Below are 7,884 nucleotides of genomic sequence, written 5' to 3'. Positions count from 1 at the left end.
CGGCCGACAACAGGCTGGCAGTAATCGGCCCGACACCAGGCACAGCCATCAGTCGCTGCCCGAGGTCGTCGTCCTGCAACTGCAGTCGCAATTCCTTTTCTACTTCGGCGATCTGCTCGTCTAAGCATGGCGATATAAAGATTTTGACCTAGACTGGTTCATGGCCACGACAAGAGGAGCGCGCCATGAGCGACTTCAGGTTGACCAGGGCGCAAGAGCGCCAACTGGTACAAACAATGCGGTGCACGCATGATGTAAGGCAGTATCGGCGCAGCCTTGCTGTGCTGGAATGCGGGCGAGGCAAGCCCGTGAACGAAGTCGCTGCGGTGCTGCACGTGACGCGTCAGAGCATCCACAATTGGGTTACCCGGTATCGCCGTGCGGGGCAATGCACGGCTTTGGTCGATCACGTCCATCGTGGACGGCCACGCCGCGCGGACCGCACGGTGGAGGCCTTCCTGCAAGAATTGCTGCAGATAACGCTGGCACAGTGCGGGTACCACGCCACGCATTGGACGGTGCCCTTGCTCCAGGACCAGTTGCGGCAGCATCTGAACCAGACATTTTGCGATGCGACGGTCAGGCGGGTGCTGCATCGTCTGAGCTATGTCTGGAAGCGACCACGCTACGTGTTGGCGGCCGATGCCGAGCGCGAAAAAAAAGTCTCATATCCGGCGCGTGCTTGGCAACTTACCGCCGCGCAGCGTCGTGCTGGTGGAGGATGAAACGGATCTGCTGCTCTTCCCACCGCTGCGCGCCATGTGGTCGCCCCGTGGGGTGCCGGCGCGGGTCGTGCTCACTGGCTGGAATGCGCGACGCACCGTCTTTGGCTGCATGAATCTGGCCACCGGCCACCGCGTGTTCCAACTCCGGTATCGACAGCGGGCCCATGATTTCCAGGCCTTTCTGCACGAGTTGCGCCGGCAATACCGGGGTTGGCAGGTGACCTTGCTCTTGGATAGCGATAGCAGCCATACGGCCCTAGCTTCCCAAGCCGTCGCCGCAGAGCTCGGTATCCAGCTGTTATGGCTGCCGAAGCGGGCGCCCGAACTCAATCCGATGGATACGCTCTGGGGACAAGGCAAGGACGCGATCTGCGCCAACAAACAATACGCATCGATCGATGAACAGGCCGCGCAGTTCATTGACCATCTTGCTGGATTAACGGACGCTGAAGCCCTCAAGACTTCCGGCATCCGGTCCAAGCATTTCTGGCTCAGACAGGCAATGGTAAAGAGATTCTGTCGACCTGCTTAGGTACTTGTAATGAGCGTGTAGGCGATTGAGAACAGAAATCAGCCGTACTGGCAGGGGGTGTTCTGCCAGTACGGAAGGAAGGCGTTTGATGGCCGCTGGACCGACGGGGAGACTGATGCCGAATTCCAGCAGAAAGCCATGAATCTGATTCGAAGCCTTGACCCGGTCCCGTACAAGCGACTCTCTCACGCGATGCAGCGCGCTGAGGATCTGCTGCGCTTCGGTTTTTGGTGTGACGAAGCGCATAGTGGGACGCGAGGCAGCTTCACAAATCGCCTCAGCGTCGATGAAGTCATTCTTGTTGCCCTTAACGAAGGGACGGACAAACTGCGGGCTGATGAGCTTGACCTGATGGCCAAACGCCATCAGGTGGCGCGCCATGTGGTGGGCGCCCGCGCAGGCTTCCATGACGACAATGCAGGGATGGAAGGTGGCGAGGAAAGTAATGAGCTGCTTGCGGCTGCACTTCTTACGAAGGAGCGCCTTGCCACGGGCGTCTTGGCCGTGAAGGTGGAAAGAATGCTTCCCAAGATCAATGCCGATCAGTGTGACGTCTTGCATGATGGTCTCCTCGTTCGCCAAAGAAAAACACCCTACCAGCGTAACCGCTCGTAGGGCGGAGGGTGACCATCTCATTACCTCTGTCAGGTCGAGCATACGCGGCATCGTTCGCACGCCAACTTCATCGTCAATTTGATGAGCGGCATCGTCGCTTACTGCCTCATGCCGAATAAGCCACGGCTGCCGCTCATGCCGTCTGCTCCAGCTTGCCCATAATCCGTTATCCCGAGCTCAGGTTACTTCGATAAGTTGACAGTGCCGCCTGAAACTATTTGCGGGCCGGATCAATAATGTTGCGTATTTTCATAATAAAACTGTGATGTGTTCGCTATGCGAACTATTTGGCTGTTTTCGTCGACAAGGTTATCCGTATGCTTCTAAGCTTAAAAAAGCTAACGCGTTTTGGTTAGGTTTCAAAGCCATAGCATTTCAACGAGAGCATGAGGATTAATGTCTGACGGATTGGACAGGCTTAATCAGGGCGGTGGCATAATGTCATTGCCTCAAAATTAATGGAGACGCAATATGTCTAGTGCAGCCGCTGCGCGCAACATTAATCCGGACGCGCCGGTCTCGGACTTCGACCCTTACGCTGAAGATGTGTTGAGAGATCCTTGGCCTTATTACCAACAACTACGAGAAGTAGGTCCTGCCATATGGCTCGAACGGTATGGTGCATTGGCATTTTTCCGGCACGAACAAGTGCATGCGATACTTTCCGATCCATATACTTATTGTTCCTCAGCTGGCGTAGGCCTTACCAATTTTCGAACTGAAACGCCGTGGCGCAAGCCCAGCATCATTCTGGAAGCCGATCCGCCCGAGCATGGTCGTGCCCGCAAGGTCGTGGCGCGCATTCTGTCGCCGGCCTGGATAAACAAGCTGCGCCCAACCTTCGAGCGCGAAGCCGAGAAGTTGGTCGATAAGGTATTGGCTAAAGAAACATTCGACGCTGCGAAGGATTTCTCCGAAGCCTATCCGCTCAAAGTGTTCGCCGATGCAGTCGGACTACCGGCTGAAGGCCGGGAAAACCTGCTTCCTTACGGAGATATGGTATTTAACGGCTTCGGTCCGATCAACGAGCGATTCAAGAAACGAATGGAAACATCTGGCCAGGCGGTGCAGGGGATTGCCGAGGTCTGCCGACGCGAATCACTGACAAAGGATGGTCTGGGTGCTGATTTATATGCAGCCGCCGATGCGGGTGAGCTGACCCATGAGGAAGCAGGCATGCTTGTACGCACGCTGCTTTCGGCCGGACTTGATACCACCGTCTTCACGCTGTGCAACGCAATGCTGTGTTTCGCAAAATATCCGGATCAATGGGAAATCTTGCGCGAGAATCCATCGATGGCGCGGCAAGCGATCGAGGAAGTGCTCCGCTATGAGCCCACCTTCCATTCTTTTTACCGCACGACGACAAAGCCGGTGGAAATTGCTGGCGTCCAGATCCCAGAGAACCAAAAGGTTGTCGTGTTCATTTCTTCCGCCAATCGCGATCCGCGACGGTGGGAAAATCCTGATCAGTTCGACATCCGTCGTCGTGCTTCTGGCAATCTGGCTTTCGGTACTGGAATCCACGGCTGCGCAGGACAAATGATGGCACGTCTAGAAGGTGACATTCTCCTTTCCTCTCTGGCTAGAAAAATGCACAGCATCGAATTGGAGGGTACGCCTATCCCTCACTTCAATAACACTGTTCGCGGTTATGCGAGCATTCCGGTCAAAGCAACCCCGATCAAGTAAACAGTTGCGATTAAGCAAGGAAAATGAAGGAGGAAGCAGCATGCCCAAGATTACCTTTGTTCAGCCCGACGACTCCCGCCAAACCATTGAAGTCAACGATGGCGCGACAGTCATGCTCTCCGCAGTATCGAATGACATTCGCGGCATCGTGGCCGAATGCGGCGGCTCGGCGATGTGCGCCACTTGTCATGTCTATGTCGATCCTGAGTATGTGACGCGCATTCCGCCGGTATCCGAAGTGGAAAATGAAATGTTGGCTTCCGCTGCGAGCGAGCGTCGCGAGAACAGTCGGCTAAGCTGCCAGCTCGTCATGGGCAATGGCGTCGAGGAACTTGTTGTGCGCATTCCTCCGCGGCAGGTGTGATGGGTCGGGCGCGCGTCTTAATTGTGGGAAGCGGCCAGGGAGGCTTCCAAGTGGCCGCTTCCCTGCGTGACGAAGGCTTTGACGGACCGATCGCCATCATCGGTGAGGAACCGGGCCTTCCTTACCAACGCCCACCGCTGTCCAAGGCTTACCTTACGGGAAAGGCGCATGAAGAACAGGTCCGCCTGCGGCCTGCGTCCTTCTATGAAAGCCGCAATATCGAGCTGCTTGTGCCGGAACGGGCGCTGAGCATTGCGCGCGACCAGCAGCTTGTCAAGCTGGAATCTGGACACCGTCTCGAATACAAACATCTTGTCCTGGCGACCGGCGCTCGCCCTCGCAGAATTCGAGTGGTGGGCGTTGAGCTCGACGGAGTCTTCACTCTACGCTGCTTGGCAGAAGCGGAGGCGATCCGCACAGGGCTAGAATCGGCAACGAACATCGTCATCATCGGTGCAGGATTCATTGGCTTGGAAATCGCCGCGGTCGCCCGTGCAATGGGACTGACCACGCATATCATCGACTTCGCGGAGCGGCCGCTCAAGCGATCAGTGTCGGCAAAGACGGGGAATTTTCTGACCGAAGCGCATACGGAGCAGGGAGTACAATTCCATTTCATGACCGCCATTTCTGAGATCACAGGAGCAGATGGTCGGGTAACCGGCGTTGCCACGACAGATGGCAGACATTTTCCAGCCGATCTGGTGGTGATCGGAATTGGGGTAGAGCCCAATGTCGAACTAGCTCGGGATGCGGGATTGAAAATCGATAATGGCATCGTCGTCGATCGGCAATTGCTGACCGCCGACCCATCGATTTCGGCAATCGGCGACAGCGCGAACTATCCCACCGATTTCTTTCCGCATCCGGTGCGGATCGAATCGGTGCAGAACGCTGTCGATCAGGCAAGATGTGTTGCTGCGCGTTTGGCCGGAAAGCCGGCACCGTACCGCAAAGTACCTTGGTTCTGGAGCGACCAGGGCCAGTACAAGCTGCAGATCGCCGGCGTGGCGCAAGAGGGCGATGATGCAGTGGTGCGTGGCGATATGGCTTCGGGAAAGTTTTCGGTGTTCCGTTTCCGAGACGGCCGTCTTTCATGCGTGGAGTCAGTGAACCAAGCTGCTGACCACCTTGCCGCGCGAAAGCTCATCGAAAAAAGTACGCAGCTCTCGTCGGAACAGGCGGGCGATTCGACAATAAGCCTGAGCCAGTTGGCTGCATGAGTACGAATCGTCCTATGCGCCCTGGCCAAGCCTACTCCAATCGGTCCAATTCGGCACCAACGCCCGTATTAGCGGGGAAAACATAAAACAATTAATGGATATAAGTAGAAATGATGTCTGAACAATCGAAAGTAGTTGTCGTCACCGGCGGAGCAAGCGGCATCGGATATGCATTCGTCGAATATCTGGCGCGTGCAGGACATCGCATGGTTATCGCTGACCTGCGCGGCACCGAAGAAGCTACCGCACGCATCCGTAATCAAGGATTGGCTGCAATAGGCGTTACTACTGATGTCGTCAAGCGTGACGATGTCGAGAAAATGGTCGAGGCGGCGAGCAAGGAGTACGGCGGTATCGACGTGCTGGTGAACAACGCCGGCCTGTTCACTACACTCTCGCTCAAGCCGTTCGACCGGATTACCGAGCAGGAGTGGATGCGCGTCATGGAAGTCAATACGCTTGGTCCATTCCTCTGCGCAAAAGCGGTGGTCCCCGTCATGCGTAAGAAAGGAAGCGGACGCATCATCAACATCGCTTCGACCACGCCGATCAAGGGCACGCCGATGATGCTGCATTACGTGGCCAGCAAGGGTGCAGTAATCGCCTTTACCCGTTCGCTTGCCAAGGAACTGGGAAATGACAACATCACGGTCAATGCGATCGCCCCTGGATTCACCCTAAGCGAAGGCGTGTTGCAAAGCGGTCTGCATGAAAAGATGCCCGATACTGCGCGCAAGACCAGCCGCACCATTCAACGAGATCAGGTTCCCGAAGACTTGGTGGGCGCCCTGGCTTTCCTAGCCAGCGATGAGGCCGGATTCATCACCGGGCAAACGCTGGCCGTGGATGGCGGCTCGGTATTCCTGTAACCGGCACGGCAACCCTCGGCGGAGTATTGTGCAAGGGACATAGCACAGAAAGCGAAACCCCCACAAACTCTATTCGCGATTCGATCCATCGGAAGCACGCGTTATGCTGCGCCGATATGGCAAGTAAGTCCCAACGCGTGGCCCAGTGGAGATAAACATGTACGAACAACTTGCACTTTATATCGACGGCAATTTCACACGCGACGGCGAGCGCCAGCAACAGGATGTCATCAATCCAGCCACTGGTGTCACTATCGGCAAGCTTCCGCACGCTACGCGCGCCGATCTGGATCAAGCCTTGGAAGCCGCGCAAAATGCCTTCGAGACCTGGCGCAAGTCGTCGCCCCTCGATCGCTCGAAAGTCCTGCGGCGCGTAGCTGAACTCGCGCGCGAGCGTGTCGACGGAATTGCGCGCAATATCACCATGGACGGCGGCAAAACGCTGGCGGAAGCAAAGGGCGAGGTCATGGGAGCGGCTGAACATGCGGAATGGCATGCCGAGGAATGTCGGCGCACGTATGGACGCGTTATCCCTCCGAGGGCGCCGCACATTCGGCAGATAACGGTGCGTGAGCCGGTCGGAGTGTGTGCTGCGTTTACTCCTTGGAATTTTCCGTTTGTTCTTTCCATGCGCAAGATAGCGGCCGCGATTGGGGCTGGCTGCACCCTGGTCATGAAAGGGCCGGAGGAATCACCAAGTGCAGTGGTGGCACTGGCGCGGCTCTTCCATGATGCAGGACTGCCGCCTGGATGTCTGAACATTGTCTGGGGCATACCGTCGGAGGTCTCCGAATATTTGATCACCTCGCCCATCGTCCGTAAGGTATCGTTCACTGGATCAATTCCTGTCGGCAAGCATCTTGCGGCGCTGGCTGCCGCTCGCATGAAGCGCATCACCATGGAACTCGGCGGCCATTCGCCGGTGCTGGTGTTCGAGGATGCCGAAATCGAGAAGGCGGCGCAGACCTTGGCTATACTCAAGATGCGGCATGCAGGCCAGGTTTGCATGGCGCCCAGCCGCTTCTACGTGCATGAGAAGGTCTATGACCGTTTCTTGGACGGGTTGACCAAGGCGCTATCCACGCTAACGGTGGGCGACGGCCTGCTACCGGATACCAATATGGGGCCGCTGGTGCGTGAGCGTCGTGTCCATGCGATGGAAACGCTGGTCAGCGACTCGGTCGAGCGCGGCGCGAAAATCATCTTTGGCGGTGAACGGCTCAAGCGCGACGGCTTCTTTTTCCCTCCGACAGTCATGACGGAAGTTTCAGACACCGCGAAAGTGATGATGGAAGAGCCGTTCGGCCCGGTCGTGCCGGTGGCGCGTTTCAGCGATACCGACGATGTGCTACGCCGAGCCAACAGCGTGCCCTATGGACTGGCTTCCTACGTGTTCACCGGCTCGCTTAAGACATCGCGGTACGTCTCCTCCAATCTGGAGGCCGGCATGGTGAACATCAACCATTTCGGTATCGCGCTTGCGGAAACGCCAATGGGCGGAGTTAAGGAGAGCGGCATCGGCAGCGAAGGCGGAACCGAGACGTTCGAAGGCTACTTTCTGACCAAGTTCATATCCGAGGCAAGCTGACGCGCATCCATGCCAGCGCGAACGCAGAAAATGAGCTGGCACGGCGAAAGCAACAGCCACGGTTTACGTTCAGTTCTGCGGCAACTGCCACAGAGCGGGACTTCTTAACCCGCACCACATTGTCCAAACCAAATCGACAACTCCATCTAACCCTGCCCCGATTTCACGTACAGCAGGAAGTTTGTTAACTTTCTGGCTGTATGGAGGAATGCATGGGTGAGAAGTTGGTGCCGAAACGGCAGTACACGGAAGAATTCAAGACGGAGGCGGTCAGAC

Annotated in this window: 7 protein-coding genes and 2 pseudogenes; 7 read left to right on the top strand and 2 right to left on the bottom strand. The window is 56.7% G+C overall.

Annotated features, from left to right (window positions below):
* Positions 1–124, bottom strand: a pseudogene (locus JJB74_RS32660) (IS110 family transposase); the annotation flags it as partial.
* A gap of 61 nt (positions 125–185) precedes the next feature.
* Here JJB74_RS32660 and JJB74_RS32655 point away from each other — a divergent pair.
* Both JJB74_RS32655 and JJB74_RS32650 read left to right on the top strand, forming a co-directional pair.
* Positions 186–725 (top strand): helix-turn-helix domain-containing protein, encoded by a 540-nt coding sequence (locus tag JJB74_RS32655; RefSeq protein ID WP_200598722.1) that lies wholly within the window; start codon positions 186–188, stop codon positions 723–725.
* Positions 607–1,257 carry a transposase gene (locus JJB74_RS32650; protein ID WP_325170221.1) on the top strand — a complete coding sequence of 217 codons (651 nt, stop codon included), beginning with the start codon at positions 607–609 and terminating at the stop codon, positions 1,255–1,257. The genes JJB74_RS32655 and JJB74_RS32650 overlap by 119 nt, the downstream gene beginning before the upstream one ends.
* Here JJB74_RS32650 and JJB74_RS32645 read toward each other — a convergent pair.
* Positions 1,234–1,818, bottom strand: a pseudogene (locus JJB74_RS32645) (IS110 family RNA-guided transposase); the annotation flags it as partial. The gene JJB74_RS32650 and the pseudogene JJB74_RS32645 sit on opposite strands and share 24 nt — an antisense overlap.
* Before the next feature lie 525 nt (positions 1,819–2,343).
* Between JJB74_RS32645 and JJB74_RS32640 the strand changes: the two are divergent.
* The 5 genes from JJB74_RS32640 (at position 2,344) to JJB74_RS32620 (ending at position 7,608) form a co-directional block, all read left to right on the top strand.
* Complete coding sequence (locus JJB74_RS32640) at positions 2,344–3,564, top strand: cytochrome P450 (RefSeq protein ID WP_200598720.1); 1,221 nt, start codon at positions 2,344–2,346, stop codon at positions 3,562–3,564.
* 40 nt (positions 3,565–3,604) lie between these two features.
* Entirely contained in the window at positions 3,605–3,928 is a 324-nt protein-coding gene (locus JJB74_RS32635; protein WP_200598719.1) for a 2Fe-2S iron-sulfur cluster-binding protein, read from the top strand.
* On the top strand, positions 3,928–5,151 hold the full coding sequence (locus tag JJB74_RS32630) for an NAD(P)/FAD-dependent oxidoreductase (RefSeq protein ID WP_200598718.1): 1,224 nt from the start codon (positions 3,928–3,930) through the stop codon (positions 5,149–5,151). Before JJB74_RS32635 ends, JJB74_RS32630 begins: the two co-directional genes overlap by 1 nt.
* A 110-nt stretch (positions 5,152–5,261) precedes the next feature.
* Positions 5,262–6,020: an SDR family NAD(P)-dependent oxidoreductase gene (locus tag JJB74_RS32625; RefSeq protein WP_200598717.1), complete on the top strand. Its 759-nt coding sequence runs from the start codon at positions 5,262–5,264 to the stop codon at positions 6,018–6,020.
* A 157-nt stretch (positions 6,021–6,177) separates the two neighbouring features.
* Positions 6,178–7,608 carry an NAD-dependent succinate-semialdehyde dehydrogenase gene (locus JJB74_RS32620; RefSeq protein WP_200598716.1) on the top strand — a complete coding sequence of 477 codons (1,431 nt, stop codon included), beginning with the start codon at positions 6,178–6,180 and terminating at the stop codon, positions 7,606–7,608.
* Positions 7,609–7,884 lie beyond the last annotated feature (276 nt).

Origin of the sequence: Noviherbaspirillum pedocola (assembly GCF_016632335.1) — a bacterium.
GTDB lineage: Bacteria > Pseudomonadota > Gammaproteobacteria > Burkholderiales > Burkholderiaceae_D > Noviherbaspirillum_A > Noviherbaspirillum_A pedocola.
This window is presented reverse-complemented; position numbering and strand designations above follow the sequence as displayed.